The sequence below is a fragment of the Mesorhizobium sp. C089B genome (genome assembly GCF_030323125.1).
GTDB lineage: Bacteria > Pseudomonadota > Alphaproteobacteria > Rhizobiales > Rhizobiaceae > Mesorhizobium.
In genome coordinates, this window is the sequence record NZ_CP100469.1 from 737769 (window position 1) to 757355 (window position 19587).

A 19587-nucleotide genomic window follows, 5' to 3' on the forward strand; every position below is an offset into this window, starting at 1 on the left:
AATCGGCGATGAAACTGCGCTTGTTGGCTGGCGTCTCGACATTTGCATTGGCGCTTGGTTGGAGTTCGGCCTACGCCGCCGACGCGATTGTCGACGTTCCGAGGGCGGAGGATCTCTGGTACGTCACGCTCTTCGGCGGCGCCAGTTTCCCGAACCATGTGAAAACGGACTACAATGGTACTGGCTATTCAGTCGATCTTGATACCGGGTTCGTAATCGGCGGCGCTGTCGGTCGGCGCATCAACGATGTGTTTCGTGTCGAAGGCGAACTGTCCTACGCGCGCTACAAGGCAAGCGAATACAGCTACACGGGCGTCGGCAACTATCCGGCTTCCGGCAATCTGTCGGCCACCTATCTTCTCGCCAACGTCTGGGCCGATGTTGCGCATTTTGGTGATGCCAAACTCTATGTCGGCGGCGGTGTCGGCGCGGCCTATGTTACCGCCGATACTCACTTTGATGGCCACGCCTTTGGATACGGGCCTGGCGGCTGGGGTTTCGCCGGCCAAGTGGGCGCCGGTGTTACCTACGCGGTAACGCAGAATGTCGACCTCGATTTCGGTTACCGCTTTAAGGCCGTGACAAGCGTGGATCTAGACGACAATGATGGCGGCGGCACATACGAGAACGCCAAATTGTACTCCCACAATCTCCAGCTTGGCGTAACCCTGAAGTTCTGATTGGTTCGTCGCAGGCCGCGACCGGGATTTGACGGATGCCGCTCTTGCCACGCCGGCAACCCCTGGGCCTGCCGGCAATGATCCCAGCCTCGCTGCCGACCGCCGGTGAGCCGGCGGAAAAGACATTGCAGCGCGGCATCGACCTGCAACGGCGCAAGCGTTTTCGCGAGGCCGAGTTCTGCTACCAGACGGTGCTTCGCACGCAGCCCAAAAATGCCATGGCGCTGAACCTGATGGGCACGCTCGCCATCGAGGCCGAGCATCATGACGCCGCCATTGCCTATATGGAAAGGGCGGTCAAGCTCGAACCGAACAACGCCATCTTCCGCAACAATCTCGGCAATGCCTACAATGTCACCGGCAACGTCGACAAGGCGCGCAGACATCTGAGAAAGGCGATCGAGCTCGACGGAGGGCTCATCGAAGCGCTGTGCAATCTCGGCCGCTCCTACCGCAGCCAGCTCGAGGGCGACATTGCCGAAGGGTTCTATCGCCAGGCGCTGGCTATCGACGGCCAGTCGGTGATGGCACTTGCCGGTATGGGCGATTTGCTCACCGACATTGGCCGGCCGGCCGAGGCGGTCGAATGCTTCAGCAAGGCCCTTGCCATCGACCCGGGCCATGTCGAGGCGCTGGCTGGAATGGCGCTTGCGCGCCGGGCGGTCAAGGACGATCCGACGTTGCCTTTGGTGCTGAAACGCCTGGAATTGCCGACAACCACCGATCGCGAGCGGGTAGTGCTGCACCACGCCGCCGGCAAGATGCTCAATGATCAGCGCGAGTATAGCCCGGCCATCCGCCATTTCGCGAGGGCCAAGGCGATTTCCGGCAATGATTTCGACATCGACCGGCACACCCAGCTTTACGACAGCTTCATCGACACTTTCGACGCCGGCTTCTTCGAGGCGCGAGCCAATTTGGGAAATCCATCCAGACGCCCGGTCTTCATCGTCGGCATGCCACGGTCGGGAACGACGCTGACCGAGCAGATATGCGCCAGTCATCGCGATATCCATGGCGCCGGGGAGTTGTCGACCATTCGTTCACTTGCCGGCGAACTTGGGTTCGACAAGCTCGACCCAGCCATTTTCACCAAGGCCATGGCGGCGCTCACTGCAGCCAAGGCCAAGGGGCTTGGATCGAAATATCTCGACGATCTCAAAAAGCGCAACAACACGGTGCGGCTTGTCGTCGACAAGATGCCGCACAATTTCGAGCTGCTGGCCTTCATCAGCCTGATCTTGCCGAATGCCCGCATCATCCATTGCCGGCGTGACCCGATGGACAATTGCGCGTCCTGTTTCATGCATAATTTTTCCGAGGCGCACGGCTATAATGCCGATCTTACCAAGCTTGGGCAGTATTACCGGCAGTATGACCGCCTGATGCGCCATTGGACCAAGGTCATCCCGCTGAATATCCACGACATGCCCTACGAAGAAACGGTCGCCGATTTCGAAAATCGCGCCCGTGGATTGATCGGATTCCTCGGCGTCGAGTGGGACGATGCCTGCCTGCGTTTCAACGAGACCGAGCGCACCGTGCGGACGCCGAGCCGCTGGCAGGTGCGCCAGCCGATCTATTCATCCTCGGTCGAGCGCTGGAAGCTGTATGGCGACGCGCTGGATCCGCTGAAGGCGGCGCTGGGTCCGGTTTATCCGTCCTGATTTCAGTTGGCCCGAACAACCTCGCGCTCGACGCGCGCTGGCGTAGATTAGACCTGAGTTGCATCGTGCTTTGGGGCCAAATGAAAGCCGAATGCTTTCATGACCGCCAGTGTGGTTTCCAGCGTAGGATTACCGTTTTCGCTGAGCGAGGTATAAAGATGCTCGCGAGCCAAGCCGGTCTTTCTGGCAATGTTGCTCATCCCCTTGGCGCGGGCAACGACACCGAGGGCGGACGCGACGAATTTGGCGTCTCCGGTTTCCATTGCCTCTGCCAGAAACGCCTCGATTGCCGTATCGGAATCGAGCATTTCGGCGGGATCGAAATCATAGATTTTTTCAACCATTGTCGTCACTCCATTCTACGGCCAGGCGCTTTGCTGTCCGTATGTCGGTTTCTTGTGAACTTTTATCCCCGCCGCACAGGAGCAGGATGACCGTTTCACCGCGCTTGTGAAAATAAACGCGATAGCCGGGCCCATAGTGAATGCGCAATTCACTGATGCCTTCACCCACTAGTCGCCGGGATTTCCTACAATCAAACGTTGCAGCCGAACGGCAATTGCCGCCTTGGCTCTTCCGTCTTTCAGCTTTTGGTGCCACCTCCGAAAGGTGGCTGTCTGCTTCAGGATTGCCATGGGGACTAGTAAGTTATAAATTACAATTCGTCAATGCCGAAATAGGGCGAGCCTCCAAAACGAAAAGCCTCACCCCATCCGCCCACGCGCTTGCACCTTCAGCGTTTCCAGCACCTTGTCACCGTCGATCAGATGCACCTGGTCGAACAGGTTGGTCACGACGCAGCAATGATCAGGCACCACGCGCACGCGCTCGCCAATGCGAAGCTTCGCACCATTTCCAAGCGTGACCGTGCCATGTTCCTCGCTCAAGCTGGTGACGCGGGCGCCGGGCATGCCGAGCAGCTCGCCAAAATCGGCGAGCCCCAGCGTGTCGCTGGACAGCGCCTTGCTGCCGCTGTCCAGGATGGCGCGGGCCGGCGTCGGATGGCTGACCACGGTGGCGAGCACCGTCAGCGCACAATCGTCGAGCGTGCCGACGCCTTTGGCGACCTGGTAGCGGTCGAGGTAGATGTAGGTGCCGGGGCGGTATTCGGTCACCACGCTGTCCTCGCCCGAGCGCCACATGTCAGGCGTGCCGCCGCTGGAGATGCGTTCACAGGCGAGACCCGAGGCCGCAAGCGTTTGTTTGGCGCCGGCCAGCCACGATTCAGCCTCGGCGGCGCGGCCGGCCGCGGGGTAGGTCATCAGCCCGCCGAAGGTGAGCCCCTTGGCTTGGTCGATCAACTTCGCCAGTGCCAGCGCCTCGGCGGCGCTTTGCACACCACAACGGCCCATGCCGGTGTCGCATTCGACCAGGACGGGCAGGGGGTGCCCTGCATCGGTGAAGGTGGCGGCGAGCCCCTCCAGCGTTTCGAGGCTGTCGGCCGTCACTGACAGTGTCACACGGCCATGCAGGGCCTTGAGGCGCTCCAGCTTGGCGCGGCCAAGGATGTTGTAGGGCAGAAAAATATCGGTCAGCCCGGCATCGGCCATCACTTCCGCCTCGCCGATCTTCTGGCAGGTGATGCCGACCGCGCCGGCCGCCATCTGCTTCTTCGCCCAATAAGGCAGCTTGTGCGTCTTGATGTGCGGCCTGAGTTTCAGCCCGTGGCGGTCGGCATGCGCCTGCGCTCGTGCGATGTTGGCTTCGGCGCGGGCCGCGTCGATGAGGATCGCCGGCGTGTCGAGGTCGTCTATGCCTTGCATGAAATATCACCCTGGGAAATCTGGCTGACTTATGGCCCCGATCCGCACGGATGTCATGGGGCCAGCACGCAGTTTGCGTCGACACCGCAGCGCTGTTCGGCTATGCGCTTCAGATAACTCCAGGGAACGCGACGCGAAGGGATCACGATCATGAAACGCTCCACCGTCAACGACATCATCCGCGATGCAGACGCCTTCATCCGCTCGTTCGGCTACATCATGCCGCCCTTCGCCTACTGGAGCCCGGAAGAGATGAAGGCGCGCAAGGCCGACTCCGCCGCCATTTTCACCTCGCGGCTCGGTTGGGACATCACCGATTACGGCCAGGAAAAATTCGACGAACTCGGCCTGTTCCTGTTCACCGTTCGCAACGGCGTCTATGCCGACATGAAGAAGGGCATGGGCATGCTTTATGCCGAGAAGATCATGATCTCGCGCAAGGATCAGCTGTCGCCGATGCACCGCCACAACATCAAGGCCGAGGACATCATCAACCGCGGCGGCGGTAAGCTCGTGCTGGAACTGTTCATGCACGATCGCGACGGCGGCATCGATCCGAAGGCCGAAGTGACGGTGCCGGTCGACGGCACCATCCACAGGCTGCCGGCAGGCGGGCTGCTGAAGCTCGACCCGGGCCAGAGCGTGACGCTGCTGCCCGGCGTCTGGCACGCCTTCTGGGCCGAGGGCAAGGATGTGCTGATCGGCGAGGTCTCGACCGTCAATGACGACCTTACCGACAACGTCTTCCGCGAACCGATCGGCCGCTTCTCCAACATCCACGAGGACGTTGCGCCGGTGCACCTGCTGGTGTCCGACTATGAAAAGTGGGTGGGGTAGGCGGCCACGCCGCTTTTACTTCGTTTGATTGAGAAGTGCGCCCAGCCTGCGCACTTCGGCGATCAGGCGAGGCATGTCCTGCCGCGCCGCAGCCATGAAATCCTGGTCTTCGGCCGTGGCGCTGGCCATTTCGATATCGTCGCCGCGATCCGCGCCTTCGTCGGTTTGCATGAAATTCGATCTGCTCAGCAAATCCCGACCCTCGACCCATGATTTCCATGGGCCTGGCTGAGCTGCGGCAGCACGCGCGCCTCCATTTCCTGGAGTTCGAGCTCGGATGGAGAGGTGTTCATGGTGACCGATTACTCGACGCTGTTAACGACAAAGCGCAATGCACTCTCGAACAGCACGCCCGAGATCCTCTGGCGTATCTGTTGAAGACAAGATCGTGTCCAGCGGCACGGCACTCTCTCTGTTGACTTTGGCATAGGGGGTAAGTGTGAATTTGTCGTCCCTTCCCTGGTCGACCGACATCTGACGGGATTTCCGAAGGAGGGAGTTGTACGACTTGAAGCCGAACCGCGAAGCCGAGCTGTCAAGAAGAACCGTGTGTACGATGTCGTCGGGCACATCGCTGGCATAAGCACCAAGCGCGTTGAGTGTTGCTAGACCGATCTCTTTGTCGGAGACCGAAGGTAGCTCGCCAATCAAAATGACGGGACCTGCGAACTTCTCCCAGCCGTCGCGGGTGGTAGCCATCGGAATTGCAAACACACTTTTATTAACTATGTTCAGGAAGCAATGTCTCATGTATCGACTCCCATCTGAGGCACGGCTCACCGCTGATACTTATCCGCCTTGCGGTTGCCCAACAGCAGCTTGCGCTCAAGCTGTGCCCGCAGCTCGCCGTAATAGGCGGTGAGGAAGGCCCTGGAATCGACCGGCTCGATCGTCATGCCGATCTTGCGTCCGATCGTTTCGGCCACGGCTTTCAGCGCGAAATAGTCGTCGCGGCGCAGCACTTCCTCCAGCTTGTGCAGTTCGGCGATGCCATAGGCATCGAGCTGCGCCTGGGTGAAGCGGAATGCGCGGGTGGTGGTGTCCTGGCGTTGCGACAGGTCTTCGACCAGCGCCAGTTTCGGCGCCTCGACAACCCACGTTCCGGCCAAAAGGTCGCCGATGCGCATGCGGTCGCGGTTGAACAGCGGGAAGAGCGCAAACAGCAGCGTCCACACCAGTCCGAAGATCGTCGTCAGCGTGTCGGCGAGCCCCATCTCGCTGCGGCCGAGGATGATCGACAGCGGCAGGAAGATCTCGATCTCGCGCATCAGGTTGCGGGCAATGACCTGATCGACTGACAGGCCGGCGCCGCTGCGCGACGCCACCCGGATGCCGAGCATCCGTTTGCCGGGCGTGGCGGCGCGGCGGCCGGCTTCGAAGACGATGAAATAGGCGTTGCGCAGGAAGAAGATCAGGATGATCCAGACGATGAACAGCGGCTGCGCGCCTTCGCCTTTGAGGCCGGCCAGCCCGAACAGTGCAACGATCGAGATCACGATCGCCGTGACGATGATGATGACAAAGTCGAGCAGGAAGGCGGCGGCGCGGGTGCCGGCATCGGCGAGCTTGATCCGGAGATCGACCCCTTCCGGCGTGATCAGCGGCCGTATCGTCGAGACGGCAGCGCGCCTAGCGGTCGCCATGCCGCACCACCCTGAACACATAGAAATAGCAAAGCCACAGCGTCAGCATGACGCCGCCAATGGCATAGCGTGTCACGTCGCTGGTGATCACCTGCCTGCCGATGCCTTCGAGCAGGCCGGCAAACAAAAGCATGATCGTCACCCCGACCATGGTGGTGGCGGCCACGCGCCCGGCATCGGCAGCAGCCGTCATCCGCGTCAGTTCGCCGGGGAAGGCGATGCGCGTGCCGATGCGCATGCCGGCGGCGCCCGCCAAGGCGATCGCGAACATCTCGGTGGTGCCATGGATGGACAGCCATCCGCCCAGCTCCAGCCCAAGCCCCTTGGCGACGTAGATCTGGAACATCGCGCCAAGCAGGCAGCCATTCATCAGGATCAAGAGCACGCTCGGCACCGCGAAGGCAAAGCCCAGCGCGAAGGCCAGGATCGCCACCTGGACATTGTGCGTGAACAGATAGGCGGCGAAGCCAGACAGGAAATTGCTGTCGGCGCCGTCATAAAGCACCTGTCGCAGGACTTCGACTGAGGCGTCCGGGTTGCGCCCGCCGGCCAGGCTCGGCGGAATGATGGCGTCGAACCAGCCCTTGTCTTTGGCCACCAGCCAGTAGCCGGCGCCGGCGCCGACAAAGGTCAGGACGACCGACAGCAAGGTCTCGCGCCACAAATCGCGAATGGCATGCGGCCAGTCATGCAGGAAGAAGTCGCCGATGCGCTGCCGCAAGCCGCGACGTGCGCCATAGAGGTAGAAGTAGCCGCGCAGGCAAAGCGCTTCGAGATAGCTGACCAGCGCATTGTCGAGCGACGTCGCCCGCGCCACCGAAAGCGAGGACAGCGCCGAGCGGTAGAGCAGCGGCAGCGACAGCAGTTCGTCTTCCGATAGCGTGCGTGGCGCACGTTTCTCGACCCGGGCAAGCAGCGCCTCGAACGCCTTCCAGTCGGCCTCGCGCTCCGAACGGAAGCTCGCCAGCGACTGGCGCACCGCATCCTTGCCGACCAGCGCGTTCACAACAGATCCTCTCGCTTGAGCTCGAGATAGCGCTCGACCAGCGCCGGCCCGAGCCTCTGATGGTCGGCTTCGATGACATGCGCGCCGAGCAGCCTGAGCCTGCCGATGACGACCTGCCTTTCGCGCAGCAGCCCGCCGGCGACGACGGAGCGCGCCACATCCTCCGGTGCGTCCGGCGGCATGTCGGCCAGTGTCTCCAGCTCGACATCCTTCATCATCATGAACAGCACCAGATGCCGTTCGGTGAGCCGGCCTACGGTGCGCAGCATCAGTTCGGCGCTGATCGGATCGACAAAATCGGTGAAGATGATCACCAGCGAGCGCCGGTCGAGCCGCGCCGCCAGCGTCGTCAGCGCCAGGGTGAAATTGGTCTCTTCGGTAGAATAGTCGATCTCCGCCGCCCGCTTCTGGATCATGGCGAAGCTGGCCGAGCCGCGCACGGCGCCGCTGGAAACGCGCGGTCGCGCGTCGAAGCCGAACAGGCTGACCATGTCGCCGCCCTTCAGCGCAATGAACGCCGACAGCAAAGCGGCGGTGACGGCGCGGTCGACCTTCGGCACGCCGTCGACGGGCTCGCACATCAAGCGGCCGCTATCGATGGCCAGCACGATGTTGTTGTTCTCCTCGATGCGGAATTCGCGCGCCAGAAGCCTGCCGTGGCGGGCGCTGCGCTTCCAGTCGATCATGCGCCGGCCCATGCCGGGCTGGTAATCCTTGAGCGCCTCGAATTCGCGGCCCTGGCCGGCTCGGCGCTGCGCATGGCCGTCGGGCAGCGCCTGTCGCTGCAAAAGCGTGATCGCCTCGTCGCGGGCGCTGCTGACGTCGGGCAGCACCGCCACCTTGCTGTCCATCGGCAGCACGACCTGGTTCCAGACCAGCCCGAACGGCCCGCGCCAGCGCACCCACAGGCGGTCGAACCTGGCCATGCCGCGCCGCAGCGCCTGGAATTTGAGGTCGAGCGATGCGCTGCCGGCCTCAGCAGTCAATGCCCCGCCGGTGCCGCCCAGCGGCTCTAGCCGCGCATCATGGCCGAGACGCGCCTGCACCGCGCGCGGACGCCCGCCAAGCCTGGCCGTGACGTGGACGGTGAACTGGCTGCCGACGCTGACCTGCGGCGGTGCATGGATGCTGGCGTTCAGAGAAGCCCGACCGCGCCCGGCGGCCGCGTCCACGGCCAGGAAAGCAAGCAGCACGCAAATCCACAAAAGACCGAGATACCACAGAGACGGCAGCGCGAGCGCGATCAGGAAGGCCGGTATTGCACCGGCCGCACCTGCCCAGACTGCCCGGCCGCTCGGATAGATCAACGTGGCGCTTCCGTCTGGTCGACGAGGTCGGTGACGATCTGCTCGACCAGGCGGCCGTCGATCTGCGCCGCAGGCGACAGGATCACCCGGTGGCGCAGCGCCGGCACCGCAAGCGCCTTGACGTCGTCGGGGATGACATAGGCGCGTCCGTCGAGCGCCGCCCGGGCGCGCGCGGCTCTCGCCAGCATGGCGCCCGCGCGCGGGCTGGCGCCGACTTCCAGATCGGGGCTTTCGCGCGTAGCCCGCACCAGCCTTGCGATATAGTCGACGACATCGTCGACCAGCGTGACCTCGCCGACGGTCGCCAGCGCCTTTTCCAGCGTCTTGCGGTCGGCCTGGGCGGTGATGCCGTACTGCTTGATGTCGTGCGAGGCGGTGCCGCCGCCATGGTGGATGATGATCGCCTTTTCCTCTTCCGCGCCGGGGTAGCTCACCCGGTGCTTGAACAGGAAACGGTCGAGCTGCGCCTCGGGCAGAGGATAGACGCCCTGATGTTCGATAGGGTTCTGCGTCGCCACCACCATGAAGTTCGGGCCGAGCGCATGAGTGGTGCCGTCGAAGGTGACGGCATGCTCCTGCATCGCCTCCAAAAGGGCAGCCTGGGTCTTGGGCGGCGTGCGGTTGATCTCGTCGGCGAGCAAAAGGTCGCAGAAGATCGGGCCGCGCGTCAGCGTGAATTGCCCGGTCTGGAAATTGTAGATGTTGGAACCGACGATATCGCCGGGCATCAGGTCGGGTGTGAACTGGATGCGGCCATAGGCGACGCCCAGCGCCTGGGCAAAGCAGCGCGCCGTCATCGTCTTGGCCGTGCCCGGCGGTCCTTCGAGCAATATATGCCCGCCGGCGAACAATGCCGTGAGCATCAGATCGACCGTATCGTGTTGCCCGGTGATGGCCTTGGCCACCTCTTCCCTGATCTGTGTCGCCAGGGCCTTCACATCATCGACGTTCACCGAGCCTCCTTGCCGTCCAGTCGTGCAGCTTTTCGGCTGCATCATGCATTTGTGTCAGGGTCTTTGCCGCGTTCGCAGCTTGCAGGCGGGTCGTGAAACCGCCGGCTTCGTCCTTGTCGCGGGAATCGAGCCAGCGGTCGAGCGCTTCGCCCTGCAAACCGTGCGGCGCGCCGAGCAGCGCGCCGGCGCGCACGCGTGCCAGTGCTCCATAGCGGTCGCCCAGTTCCTCCAGCCGGCCGGCGCGGCGCAACAGCATCGCCGTGGTGTCGACCAGCGCGCGTTTGCCGAAGGCGATGGCGCGCTGATCGGCCCGTGGCGGCCCGAACCGGCCAAGACCATGCAGGAAGGCAAGTGCCGCGGCCGCCAGGATGGTCAGCGTCAGCGCCAGGAAAGGCGGTTCGACCAGAAGCTTGGCGAGGTCGTATTTTCGCCCCGCGCCATGCAGCGTCAGGTCGAACATGACGGCACGCTCTTCGGGCTGCAGGAGCTCGATCAGCTTGAGCGCCGCCGCCGCCTTGTCGGGATCTTTCAAGCCAGCGTTATTGATGAGATCGGGGTCCGTCAGAATGTAGAACCGCTCGTCTTCGATCTCGGTCAGCACGGCCTTGCCGTTGCCGGCGGCAATCAGCGGGTGTTCGTCGGCCACCCATTGCAACTGGCCGGGAACGCTGACCATTTGCCCTGAGACGTCGAGTTGCTTGACCGTGGTCTCACCTTCGCCGAGCTTGGCCTTGGCGATGCGGCCGAGCCAGTCGTTGACCACCACATCCGGCAGCCGCTGGATCTTCATCTCCCAGCCTTCGTGCAAGGCCAGCGGCAAGGTCGCCCATTTGGGCAGCACGAACAGCGTATCCAGGCCCTTGCGAAGCTTGATGATGTTGGCAAGCGCATCCGGGTCGCTGTCGGGCGAAATGGTGACGATCAGGAGGTTCGTGTCGATCTGAAGATCGATGTCGGACCGCGCCATGTCGGGCGCTTCGCCGGTCAGCTCCAGCCATTCCGCCAAGCCGGCATAGCCGATGCCGCTCTTCGACAGCGGCGTTGCGCCACCGACGCTTGGCTGGCGAAAATCGGGGGCATAGGTGGACAAAAGGAAGAAGCCCGCCGCCGCGAGCAGGCTGGCGAAAATGCCCCAGAACACCGTCCTGCGGCTGAACGGTTCCTGCTGGGCGATGTCGGCTGTCGTGTCACTCACATCCAGGCATCCCTGAAGACGAATCGCTCATAGGCGCTGCGCGCCTCCTGCCAGCCCTCTGGCCCGACCGGCCGGCGCGCGAACAGAGCGGCCTCGACGATGCGCGCGATCTGGGTAAAGGCGCCACGCGCCCGCGTTGGCAGCGACGCCGCTCCCGCGATATCGCGCGCGGTCAGCGACGGGCGCAGGAAGTCGGGCAGACGGCCGGCAATGTCGGCAACGCTGCGGCGCAGCAGGAGATGCACCGCCTCGTCATACTCGCCCCGGGCGGCCAGCGCATCGGCTTCCGACAGCAGGACCTGCGCGGCGCCCACGTCGGGGTGCCATGTCGCTTCCGCCTCGGTCACGCTCTTTTTGCGCCACCAGGGCAGGCGCCAGGCGACGCCTTTCACCTCAAGCAAAATCAGCAGCAGAATGATTGCGGCACCTGTGATCACGGCCCCCCAGAACAGATAGATCATGTAAGGGCCGAGCGATTTCAGGAACTCGCCCAGCGGTCTTAGCCACTCGGGGGTCTCGGGTGGTCTGTAGGCCGGCAGGTCGAACTGGATCGAATCGTCCGACAGCAACTGCTTGTGCAGTTTGGCCAGCCATTCGGCTTGCGCAGCGTCCGGCTGTGCAGCAGTCACCTTCTCGCCCCCCTGCAACCTGCGGTTCGCGAGCCGACACTGGCAATGCAGCGTAACTTTTGCAAGTGGGCTAGACGCCAGTCGTTAATCTTGGCAAATTTACTACTGCGGCTGCCGGACAATATTCGGCGGTGGAACAGGGGGCGCATCATGACTTCGGCAACATTTGCACGGCCTGAGAAATTTCAGATCGGCAGGGTCTTCAACAACATCTTCTCCGTCATCGGCCGCAATGTCGGCCTTAGCGTCGGACTGGCACTGCTGTTTTCCGGTTTGCCGACGATCTTGCTCCAGCTGTGGACCGGCTCGCGCATGCAAGCGCTCCTGCAGGCCGATCCTGGCGCCGCGGCCGATCCCACTTTCGCCCTTCGCAATTCCTGGGTCACGTTCGTCGCCATTTTCATCAGCTCCATTTTCGCGCTCCTGCTTCAGTCGTCGCTTGTACGGGCCACGATCGAGGATTTGAACGGCAAGCGTCCGACCTTCGGCGACAGCCTGCAGATTGCCATTCGCTTTTTGCTGCCGACGCTGGCGATAGGTTTCCTCGTTGCCCTGGGGGCGGGCCTGGCCGCGATCGCCTTGATTGTGCCCGGCATCATCCTGTGGCTTGGCTGGTCGGTCTCGGTGCCGGTCCTGATCCAGGAGCGGCTCGGCGTGTTCGGTTCCATGTCGCGCAGCCGCGCCCTGACCAAGGGCAGCCGTTGGTCGCTGTTCGGCCTGTTCCTGGTCCTGATCATCATTGCCATGGTCATCCAGGGTGCAGTCGGCGTGGTTGTCTACCTGTTTCACGGCATCGCCGCGGCCATCGTCGCTGGGCTGGTGCAGAGCGTGATGTCGATGCTGCTGTCGGTCGCCGCCGCAGTCAGCTATGTCGAGCTGCGCCAGGTCAGGGAAGGCACAAGCGTCGACGAACTGGCCGAGATTTTCTCATAAGCAGACGGCTTTGCACTGCCTTGACCCGGCTGGGTCAAGGCAGTGCGGGGAGGAGGCATCATAACGTCACTGGCGCAGGACCGACCGGAAAAATTTCGCATCGGCAGGGTTTTCAGCAACAGCTTCGCGGTCATTGGCCGCAATCTGGGTTTCCTTGCTGTGGTTGTCGGACTTTTCTCGACACTGCCCGCACTGCTGTACAATCTCTGGAACCTGTCCCGGGTCGCTACATCTGTGAACGTCGACAGCGCCGGGAACGCCGCCGCTTTCGAGACGTCGGCCATGGGAGACTACTCGGGCTTATCGATAGTCGCTTCCTTGATCATTTTCGTTCTGGCCTTGCTGGTGCAAGCGGCGCTTGTCAGAGCGGCAATCGAGGATTTGAACGGCAAGCGGCCGGTCATCGGCGACTGCATCCAGATAGCATTGCGCAGCTTCTTGCCCACGCTGGGCATAGGCATTCTGATCATTGTCACTCTGGTGGTGGCTGTTTTTGTGATGGTTTTCATCGCCTGGGTCATTCCCCCTATCGGGTGGCTGATCGGGCTTGCCCTGGCGTTTATCCCCGCTTTCATGTGGCTGATTTCCGTATCGGTTTCCGTGCCCATTGCGGTTCAGGAGCGGCTTGGCGTGTTCGGCTCGATATCGCGCAGCCGTGCCCTGACCAAGGGCAGCCGTTGGTCGATATTCTGGCTGCTGCTGATCATTGGCGTGGCGGCGATGCTCATCCAGGCGGTGTTCACTTTGTTTTTCGGACTGGCGGTCGCCACCACCGGCGGCATCACCGGCGTCGGTGTCCTGGTCGGAGCGCTCGGCAGCACTCTGGTGTCGACGATCTTTTCGACGATGCTGTCGGTGACCATTGCCGTCACCTATGTCGAACTGCGCCAGGTCAAGGAAGGCACCAGCGTGGATGAGTTGGCGGAGATTTTCTCGTAGAAGGCGAAGCCGACTCGGATGGTCGGGCGGCGGGATCTCAGTGACAGCAAGCGTGTTTCGCCTGCACGCTCGTCCGTGTTCCTTCCAGGTGAGGTTGTAAAAAGGCCCGGCGGCATAGGCGATGCCCCAATGCACGAAGGCGCAATCGGGGTCCGTATCCAGCGCCTTCTCGAAGCACTTTATGCCTTCCTCATGGTTGAAGCCGTAGCACCAGTTCAGCCCGATATCGAACCAGCGTTGCGTCTCGGCCGAGGTGGTGGAAATGGGGCGGCGATAGGTGCCGAGGTCGAAATGATCCATGCCTGATTCGCTGAGCCGAAAGTCGGTCAGGCGCAATCTGTGCCAAAATTCTTGCGCATGGCAAATGGCATTCGGCCGGCGTGGTCCCCCGAACCACCCCAGCCGTTTTCGTTCTGGAAAGGATCACCCCTCCAGCCACACCTTCTCAAAATGCTGTTCCAGCGACTGGTGCTGTTCGCAGCCTTGCACGCCCTTGCGATAGGTGCGGTAGACCGAGCGCCAGTAGGGCTGGATGATGATGCCGGCATCGCGCAGATTCTGCTCGATCCTGGCCATGATCTCCTTGCGCTGGGCGGCGTCCGGCGTTGCCAGCGCCTTGTCGAGAAGCGTGTCGAATTCCTTGTCGGCATAGGCGCTTTCGTTCCAGGCGGCGCCCGATTTGTAGGCCAGCGCCAACACCTGGACGCCGAGTGGGCGGCCCAGCCATTCGGTTGTGGAGAAGGGGTATTTGCTCCAGTCGTTCCAGAAGGTGGCGGCCGGCAGCACGGTGCGCTTGATCTTCAGGCCGGCTTCGCGCATTTGCGCGGCAATCGCATCGCCGGTGCTCTTTTGCCATTCGACGTCGACCGAGATCAGCTCGAATTCGTGGTCGGCCTTGCCGGCCTCGGCGAGCAGTTTCTTCGCCTGGTCCATGTCGCGCTTGGCCGGACCGATATCGGCAAACTCAGGATGCATCGGGCCGACATGGTGGTTGTCGGCAGGCTTGCCGCGCCCGCCGAGGCCGAGCGCTAGAACGGCGGAATTGTCGACGGCAAGCTGGGCGGCGCGGCGCACCTTGACGTCGTCATAGGGTGCGTTGCCGACATTGAAGCGGGCAACGATGGTCGAGCCGGTGGCGATCTCGGAATTTTGCAGGCCCATCTGCTCGGTCTGCGACACGGCGTCGGAGGCGGTCTCGTGGTCGGTGTCGATCTCGCCGGATTCAAACGCCGACAGCATGGCGTTGGGGTCGGAGCCGTAATCGACCCATTTGATGCCGTCGAGGTAGAAGTCGCCCTTCCACCAGGGCTTGTCCTTGCGCTTGACCTCAGCACTTGTCTCGGCATTCCAGCTGACCAGCTCGCAGGGTCCGGTGGTGATCGCCAGTGCCTTCATCGGATCGTCGCCGCCTTCATAGGAGCGGTGCATGATCAGCGCGGGGTAGTCGGCCATGCCGGCGATCAGCGAAATGTCGGGCTTCGGCAGATTGAGCTTTACGGTGAAGTCGTCGACCTTCTCGATGCCGCCGTCGACCGGCTTCTTGGTGTCGGCTTTGACCAGCGCGCCCATGCGCGCGGCGACCGAATTGCCGGCAACGGAAGCATCGCACCAGCGGTTGAGATTGTGGATGACATCGTCGGCGTTGAAGGCATCGCCATTCGACCAGGCGATGCCCTTGCGCACATGCAGCGTCAGCGTCTTGGCGTCGTCGATGGTCTCCCAGCTTTCGAGCAGCCACGGCTCGAAGGTGAAGTCGCGGTTCCAGCGCACCAGATATTCGTTGCAATGGCGCGCGACATTGGACATCTCGACGCCGTCGAACGTGCGCGGATCCTTGAACCCCTTGACGTTCATGGCGACGCGCAAGGTGCCGCCGCGCTTCGGCTCCTCTGCCCGGGCGGGCGACGCGCTGAGGCCGCCCAATGCCAGTGCTCCGGCCGCGCTGACGCCGAAGCCGGCCATGATGGCGAGATATTCGCGGCGGTTGACACCGCCCTTCCTGAAATCGTCGGCAACGGGCTTCGCCTGCGGGTGCAAATTACGGTCGGTCAGCATGAATTTCATCGTCGTTCCCTTTTTTGTTGGGCGCCCCGACGGTCCGCTTCCGCTGGGGGCGGATGCGATCGCCGAGGCGCCGTTGCCTGAGCAGGTGATGATAAAGCGGGCCGACACCGGGAAATGTTCGCTTTTCCGCAATTCTTGTGCACTGCTCCGCAGTGGTAGATGGCCAATCTCCCCCTTGTTGTGGGGGAGATGTCCGGCAGGACAGAGGGGGGCGCTGTCCCGCCATCCCGTCTGCCGACTGGAGTATCATCGCAGATAATCGTTGCGTTGATTTAGGATATTGAAGGGCCGCGATCCTTCGCGCCCCCCTCTGGCCTGCCGGCTCTCGTCGTTCGGAAAGCCAAGCAATTGGCTTTCCATCCGCTACGCGGACCACTCCTCAACCCCCATGAGGGGGAGATCAGCGCTTCGCCGCCTCAATATGGCCAGTCGTTCTTGCCGAGCACGGCGACGGCGGCGATGGCTGCAAGCGTGCACACGAACGCCTCGCCGGCGCGCTGAACACTTTTGCGGGCGCGCAGAAAACTGTGCACCAGCCGCGGCTCCTCATACCACCAGGCGCGGCCGCCGGCGGCAACGATGCGGTCGCGATAGGTCTCGCCGTCCGATGACAGCGGATCGCACTGGGCAGTGATGATGACAGTCGGCGGCAGGCCGGAGAAGTCGTTGTCTTTCAGCGGAGAAAAAGTCGGGTCGTCGGGCGACTGTGCCGGGGCAGCGCGAATGGTGCGGTAGAACGCGATGTCGCGCAGCGTCAGCAACGGTGCCTCGGCATGTTCGACATACGAGCCGGCACTCTCGTCGCCGCCGAGGCCGGGATAGATCAGCACCTGGCCGGCCGCCCGGCGCAGGTGGCGGCGAGACGCGTGCGCGACCGCGGCGGCAAGGTTGCCGCCGGCGCTTTCGCCGACGAGCACGATCGGCAGGTCCGTTGTCACCGCCGCCCATTCGAACACGGTCAGCGCGTCGTCGAAGGCGGCCGGGTGGGGATGTTCCGGCGCCAACCGGTAGTCGGCCGAGACAACGTCGAAACCGGTGCCGGCGCAGATCTCGGCGCAGATGTCGTCATGGCTGTCGAGCCCGCCAAGCACAAAGCCGCCGCCATGATAGTAGACGATGACGGCGCGCACGGGCTTGCCCGCCATCCGATAGTAGCGGATCGGGATGGCGTGCCCTGCATCTGCGGCGATGATGCCGCCGCTGGCCGAAACCCCTTTGGGATAACCCTGATGGAAGGCGCGGCACATCGCATCATAGACCGACCTTTGCTCGGCGATCGGAAGTTCGGCGATTTCTGGCGGGAACCAGTCATTGACCAGGTCGATATACTCCCACAGCGCCGGATCGAGCAGGGTGGCGTATTTCCCCCGCCTGGCGGTCTTGAGCTTGTGGACCGTGCCCATCTCTCAGAGCTCGCCGTAGAGCCGTTCGGCGTTTTCAAACGTGAAGCGCAGCGGTACCGAGCCTTCGACCTGCCATGCATCGATGGTGTCGCCCGCCATCAGCCGGCACGCGTCTATCGTGTTGGTGACGGCGCCGCCATAGAGCCGGTTGGCAAGGTTGAGGATGGCGGTCTGGTGCATGGCGGCACTGCCGCTGCCGCAGGCATCCTTGACCAGAAGCACGCGAAAGCCGGATGCCACCGCGTCCTTCACGGTGGCGTCGATGCAGGCCTCGGTCCAGACGCCGGCGACGATCAGCCATTCGATGCCGCGCGCCTTGAGTTCGGTTGCGGCAGGCCCGCCGCCGAAGGCGCTGGCCTGCGTCTTGACCAGCATCGTCTCGCCGGCCGCGGGCGCCACTTCCGGGCAGATTTCCGTCAGAGGATCGCTCTTGTCGGAAAAGGCGGACTTGCCGTCGGCGTCGAGCGGATGGAAGGGATGCGCCTTGGCGGCATCGACGATATAGGCCCAGTGGTAGAGCGGCACGAAGTTGCGCCGCGCCGCCGCCTGCAGGCGTTGGACGTTGGCCAGCACCTCGCCATAACCTTCGACCAGATAGCGCTTGTCCTGCCGATGCTCTTCCTGGAGGTCGATGAACGCCGCGGCGACCGTGCCGCGTTTGATGGAGATGGGGCTTTTCATGCGGATAGGCCTTGGTTCGCGACCAACGCCGCCGCTCTTCTCGCAAGGGCAGCGCAAGCGGTGGAGATTGGTCGGCGTCCTCCGAACTTCGTCATCCCAGGGCGAAGCAGCCGCGCAGCGGCGTCGCGGAGACCCTGGGATCCATTCCGTGACGTCGACCGTGGAGTGCAACTGTGCAGGATCTGCACCGTTGCGGCGCTCTGGAGTCCATGCCGTGACATTGGCCAAGGAATGCGGCGGAGCAGAACTTGCACTGTTGCGGCGCGGAGGAGTCCCGGCATGGATCCTAAGGTCTGCGCCGCGTCGCTGCGCTCCTTGCTTCGCCCTAGGATGACGACGGGATTGGCGTTCGCGCTGGTTGCCAAGGGATGCGAAACGACCATCAAACCTGCTTCTCCAGAAACTCATCCTCGTAGGGAAAGCGCGACAGAAGCTCGGTGCCGGTGTCGGTGATCAGGATCTCGTCTTCCAGCTTGACGCCCTCGCGTCCGCCCTTCTCGCCGATATAGCTTTCCACGCTCACCACCATGCCGGGCACGATAATGCCGTCGCGGCCATAGGTTTCATAGTCCATGGCGTGCGCAATGAATGGCGTCTCGCCATGCATGCCGACGCCGTGCATCACCGAGGTATAGCGCTGGTCGACGAAACGGTCCGGGACTTTCCACGCCTTTTCAGCGATCTCGCGAAAAGCCATGCCCGGCCTGACGATCGAAATGTTGTGCTGAACCTGGTCGTGCGCCATGCGGTAGAGCGATTTCTGATAGCCGGTCGGCTTGCCCGGCCCGCAGCGGAAGGTGCGCGAAAAATCGGAATAATAGCCATAGCAGCCGATCGTATCGGTATCGAGCGCCAGAAGCTCGCCCGGCCGGATCTTGCGGCCGCTGGCCTCGTTGAACCACGGATTGGTGCGCTGTCCCGAGGTGAGGAGCCGCGTCTCGATGAACTCGCCGCCCTGGCGGATCACCTCGCCATACATGATGGCGAACAGCTCATTTTCGGAGACGCCGGGTTTTATCGCCTCGCGCACGGCGTAGACGGCGGCTTCCGCACCCGCCATCGACACCTGCAGGCATTTGACTTCCTCGGGCGTCTTGACCGCCCGCACCGCCAGGATTTCGCCCTGACAATCCCTGACGTCGCAGCCGCGCTTTTCCAGCGCCAGCGCCTGCAAATGGCTGCAGCGGTCGAGCCCGAGCTTCATCGAGCCGCCGCCGTGCTTCGTCAAAAGCTCGGCGATCTCGTCGGCGAAGGGGCCGGCGGTTTCGTCGTCGCGGCCCGACACCGAAGACCATACCAGCTTGGACGGCCGCGCCTCGTCGATCGTGTCGAGCACCATCGAGACATGGTAGCTCTGCGGGTACTCGAACAGCACGATCGGCCCGTCGGTCGGGATGAAGAAATACCGCGTTGAGTTGCGCAGGAAATAGCCGAACATGTTGCGCGAGCCAGTGGCGTAGCGCTGGTTGAAGGGGTCGAACAAAACGACGCCGCCATAGCCCGCCTCGCGCATCCAGCCGCGCAGCTTGGCCAGCCGGCCCTTGCGCAAGGCGTCGGCATCGATGAAGGACGGCTCGGTATCCGACAGCCACATGCCGCCAGCGGAGTCAGCCGCGACCGGGTGGCGCATGCGGTCCTTGAAATCCACATCCTCGGTGCTGTCCGGGTCGAAAACGACGATGCTCATGGTGCGCCTCCTGAAGGCCTGACCATAGCTACGAACCGCAGAATGTCTGTGCGAGAATCCGCAGATGTCGTGCGAAATGCCGCAGTAGAAGTCGTTCGGCAACGATCCGTCACACCCCCCTCTGGCCTGCCGGCCATCTCCCCCGCAAGGGGGAGATTAGCAGCTTCGCTGGCCGCGTCAGCACCCCAGCGTTGGTGATT

19 protein-coding genes and 2 pseudogenes are annotated in these 19587 nt (G+C 62.9%); 5 read left to right on the top strand and 16 right to left on the bottom strand.

The window, feature by feature from the left end:
• Positions 1-8: 8 nt before the first annotated feature.
• Positions 9-680: an outer membrane protein gene (locus NLY44_RS03680; protein ID WP_023742739.1), complete on the top strand. Its 672-nt coding sequence runs from the start codon at positions 9-11 to the stop codon at positions 678-680.
• A gap of 35 nt (positions 681-715) precedes the next feature.
• Positions 716-2347, top strand: coding sequence for a tetratricopeptide repeat-containing sulfotransferase family protein (locus NLY44_RS03685; protein ID WP_031201588.1), 1632 nt, complete (start codon positions 716-718; stop codon positions 2345-2347).
• 47 nt (positions 2348-2394) lie between these two features.
• Here NLY44_RS03685 and NLY44_RS03690 read toward each other — a convergent pair whose 3' ends face one another.
• The 3 genes and pseudogenes from NLY44_RS03690 to NLY44_RS03700 all read right to left on the bottom strand — a co-directional run bounded on the left by NLY44_RS03690 (position 2395) and on the right by NLY44_RS03700 (position 4110).
• Positions 2395-2691 carry an addiction module antidote protein gene (locus tag NLY44_RS03690; protein WP_023672893.1) on the bottom strand — a complete coding sequence of 99 codons (297 nt, stop codon included), beginning with the start codon at positions 2689-2691 and terminating at the stop codon, positions 2395-2397.
• Positions 2684-2982: pseudogene (locus NLY44_RS03695) on the bottom strand (type II toxin-antitoxin system RelE/ParE family toxin). Before NLY44_RS03695 ends, NLY44_RS03690 begins: the two are co-directional and overlap by 8 nt.
• Positions 2983-3051: 69 nt before the next feature.
• A complete protein-coding gene (locus tag NLY44_RS03700; protein WP_023805065.1) occupies positions 3052-4110 on the bottom strand; it encodes a D-TA family PLP-dependent enzyme in 1059 nt (352 codons plus the stop codon).
• A 150-nt stretch (positions 4111-4260) separates the two neighbouring features.
• Here NLY44_RS03700 and NLY44_RS03705 point away from each other — a divergent pair, with 150 nt between their 5' ends.
• A complete protein-coding gene (locus NLY44_RS03705) occupies positions 4261-4947 on the top strand; it encodes a D-lyxose/D-mannose family sugar isomerase (RefSeq protein ID WP_023750474.1) in 687 nt (228 codons plus the stop codon).
• Between the two features lie 15 nt (positions 4948-4962).
• Here NLY44_RS03705 and NLY44_RS03710 read toward each other — a convergent pair whose 3' ends face one another.
• The 8 genes from NLY44_RS03710 to NLY44_RS03745 all read right to left on the bottom strand — a co-directional run bounded on the left by NLY44_RS03710 (position 4963) and on the right by NLY44_RS03745 (position 11680).
• The gene (locus NLY44_RS03710; protein ID WP_198028963.1) at positions 4963-5118 is read right to left on the bottom strand and encodes a hypothetical protein; all 156 of its coding nucleotides are present in this window, start codon (positions 5116-5118) and stop codon (positions 4963-4965) included.
• A gap of 144 nt (positions 5119-5262) precedes the next feature.
• Positions 5263-5646 (bottom strand): hypothetical protein, encoded by a 384-nt coding sequence (locus NLY44_RS03715; protein ID WP_023705783.1) that lies wholly within the window; start codon positions 5644-5646, stop codon positions 5263-5265.
• 77 nt (positions 5647-5723) lie between these two features.
• Entirely contained in the window at positions 5724-6590 is an 867-nt protein-coding gene (locus NLY44_RS03720; RefSeq protein ID WP_023805067.1) for an RDD family protein, read from the bottom strand.
• Positions 6577-7596 (bottom strand): stage II sporulation protein M, encoded by a 1020-nt coding sequence (locus tag NLY44_RS03725; protein WP_023694395.1) that lies wholly within the window; start codon positions 7594-7596, stop codon positions 6577-6579. The genes NLY44_RS03720 and NLY44_RS03725 overlap by 14 nt, the downstream gene beginning before the upstream one ends.
• A complete protein-coding gene (locus NLY44_RS03730; protein ID WP_023805068.1) occupies positions 7593-8903 on the bottom strand; it encodes a DUF58 domain-containing protein in 1311 nt (436 codons plus the stop codon). The genes NLY44_RS03725 and NLY44_RS03730 overlap by 4 nt, the downstream gene beginning before the upstream one ends.
• Positions 8900-9856: an AAA family ATPase gene (locus tag NLY44_RS03735; RefSeq protein WP_023805069.1), complete on the bottom strand. Its 957-nt coding sequence runs from the start codon at positions 9854-9856 to the stop codon at positions 8900-8902. Before NLY44_RS03735 ends, NLY44_RS03730 begins: the two co-directional genes overlap by 4 nt.
• On the bottom strand, positions 9843-11051 hold the full coding sequence (locus NLY44_RS03740) for a DUF4350 domain-containing protein (RefSeq protein ID WP_286456699.1): 1209 nt from the start codon (positions 11049-11051) through the stop codon (positions 9843-9845). The genes NLY44_RS03735 and NLY44_RS03740 overlap by 14 nt, the downstream gene beginning before the upstream one ends.
• A complete protein-coding gene (locus tag NLY44_RS03745; protein ID WP_023805070.1) occupies positions 11048-11680 on the bottom strand; it encodes a DUF4129 domain-containing protein in 633 nt (210 codons plus the stop codon). The genes NLY44_RS03740 and NLY44_RS03745 overlap by 4 nt, the downstream gene beginning before the upstream one ends.
• Before the next feature lie 150 nt (positions 11681-11830).
• On the opposite strand from NLY44_RS03745, the gene NLY44_RS03750 reads away from it, so the two are divergent.
• Positions 11831-12613 (top strand): hypothetical protein, encoded by a 783-nt coding sequence (locus tag NLY44_RS03750; RefSeq protein ID WP_023805071.1) that lies wholly within the window; start codon positions 11831-11833, stop codon positions 12611-12613.
• Positions 12614-12931: 318 nt separating this feature from the next.
• Entirely contained in the window at positions 12932-13552 is a 621-nt protein-coding gene (locus NLY44_RS03755; protein ID WP_245263767.1) for a hypothetical protein, read from the top strand.
• A 66-nt stretch (positions 13553-13618) separates the two neighbouring features.
• On the opposite strand, the pseudogene NLY44_RS03760 reads toward NLY44_RS03755, so the two are convergent.
• From NLY44_RS03760 to NLY44_RS03780, 5 genes and pseudogenes are all read right to left on the bottom strand, one after another.
• Positions 13619-13852, bottom strand: a pseudogene (locus NLY44_RS03760) (hypothetical protein); the annotation flags it as partial.
• Between the two features lie 123 nt (positions 13853-13975).
• The gene (locus tag NLY44_RS03765; RefSeq protein WP_023805074.1) at positions 13976-15616 is read right to left on the bottom strand and encodes an ABC transporter substrate-binding protein; all 1641 of its coding nucleotides are present in this window, start codon (positions 15614-15616) and stop codon (positions 13976-13978) included.
• A 416-nt stretch (positions 15617-16032) separates the two neighbouring features.
• Positions 16033-17019 (bottom strand): alpha/beta hydrolase, encoded by a 987-nt coding sequence (locus tag NLY44_RS03770; RefSeq protein WP_031201599.1) that lies wholly within the window; start codon positions 17017-17019, stop codon positions 16033-16035.
• 3 nt (positions 17020-17022) lie between these two features.
• Positions 17023-17700, bottom strand: coding sequence for an isochorismatase family protein (locus tag NLY44_RS03775; protein ID WP_023705793.1), 678 nt, complete (start codon positions 17698-17700; stop codon positions 17023-17025).
• A 382-nt stretch (positions 17701-18082) separates the two neighbouring features.
• Positions 18083-19387: a M24 family metallopeptidase gene (locus NLY44_RS03780; protein ID WP_023805075.1), complete on the bottom strand. Its 1305-nt coding sequence runs from the start codon at positions 19385-19387 to the stop codon at positions 18083-18085.
• Positions 19388-19587 lie beyond the last annotated feature (200 nt).

What these genes read in the sequence shown, in the direction of transcription:
- NLY44_RS03680 (WP_023742739.1), top strand. Translation starts at nt 9, where the DNA reads ATGAAACTGCGCTTGTTGGCTGGCGTCTCGACATTTGCATTGGCGCTT.
- NLY44_RS03685 (WP_031201588.1), top strand. Translation starts at nt 716, where the DNA reads ATGCCGCTCTTGCCACGCCGGCAACCCCTGGGCCTGCCGGCAATGATC.
- NLY44_RS03690 (WP_023672893.1), bottom strand. Translation starts at nt 2,691, where the DNA reads ATGGTTGAAAAAATCTATGATTTCGATCCCGCCGAAATGCTCGATTCC.
- NLY44_RS03700 (WP_023805065.1), bottom strand. Translation starts at nt 4,110, where the DNA reads ATGCAAGGCATAGACGACCTCGACACGCCGGCGATCCTCATCGACGCG.
- NLY44_RS03705 (WP_023750474.1), top strand. Translation starts at nt 4,261, where the DNA reads ATGAAACGCTCCACCGTCAACGACATCATCCGCGATGCAGACGCCTTC.
- NLY44_RS03710 (WP_198028963.1), bottom strand. Translation starts at nt 5,118, where the DNA reads ATGCAAACCGACGAAGGCGCGGATCGCGGCGACGATATCGAAATGGCC.
- NLY44_RS03715 (WP_023705783.1), bottom strand. Translation starts at nt 5,646, where the DNA reads ATGGCTACCACCCGCGACGGCTGGGAGAAGTTCGCAGGTCCCGTCATT.
- NLY44_RS03720 (WP_023805067.1), bottom strand. Translation starts at nt 6,590, where the DNA reads ATGGCGACCGCTAGGCGCGCTGCCGTCTCGACGATACGGCCGCTGATC.
- NLY44_RS03750 (WP_023805071.1), top strand. Translation starts at nt 11,831, where the DNA reads ATGACTTCGGCAACATTTGCACGGCCTGAGAAATTTCAGATCGGCAGG.
- NLY44_RS03765 (WP_023805074.1), bottom strand. Translation starts at nt 15,616, where the DNA reads ATGAAATTCATGCTGACCGACCGTAATTTGCACCCGCAGGCGAAGCCC.
- NLY44_RS03770 (WP_031201599.1), bottom strand. Translation starts at nt 17,019, where the DNA reads ATGGGCACGGTCCACAAGCTCAAGACCGCCAGGCGGGGGAAATACGCC.
- NLY44_RS03775 (WP_023705793.1), bottom strand. Translation starts at nt 17,700, where the DNA reads ATGAAAAGCCCCATCTCCATCAAACGCGGCACGGTCGCCGCGGCGTTC.
- NLY44_RS03780 (WP_023805075.1), bottom strand. Translation starts at nt 19,387, where the DNA reads ATGAGCATCGTCGTTTTCGACCCGGACAGCACCGAGGATGTGGATTTC.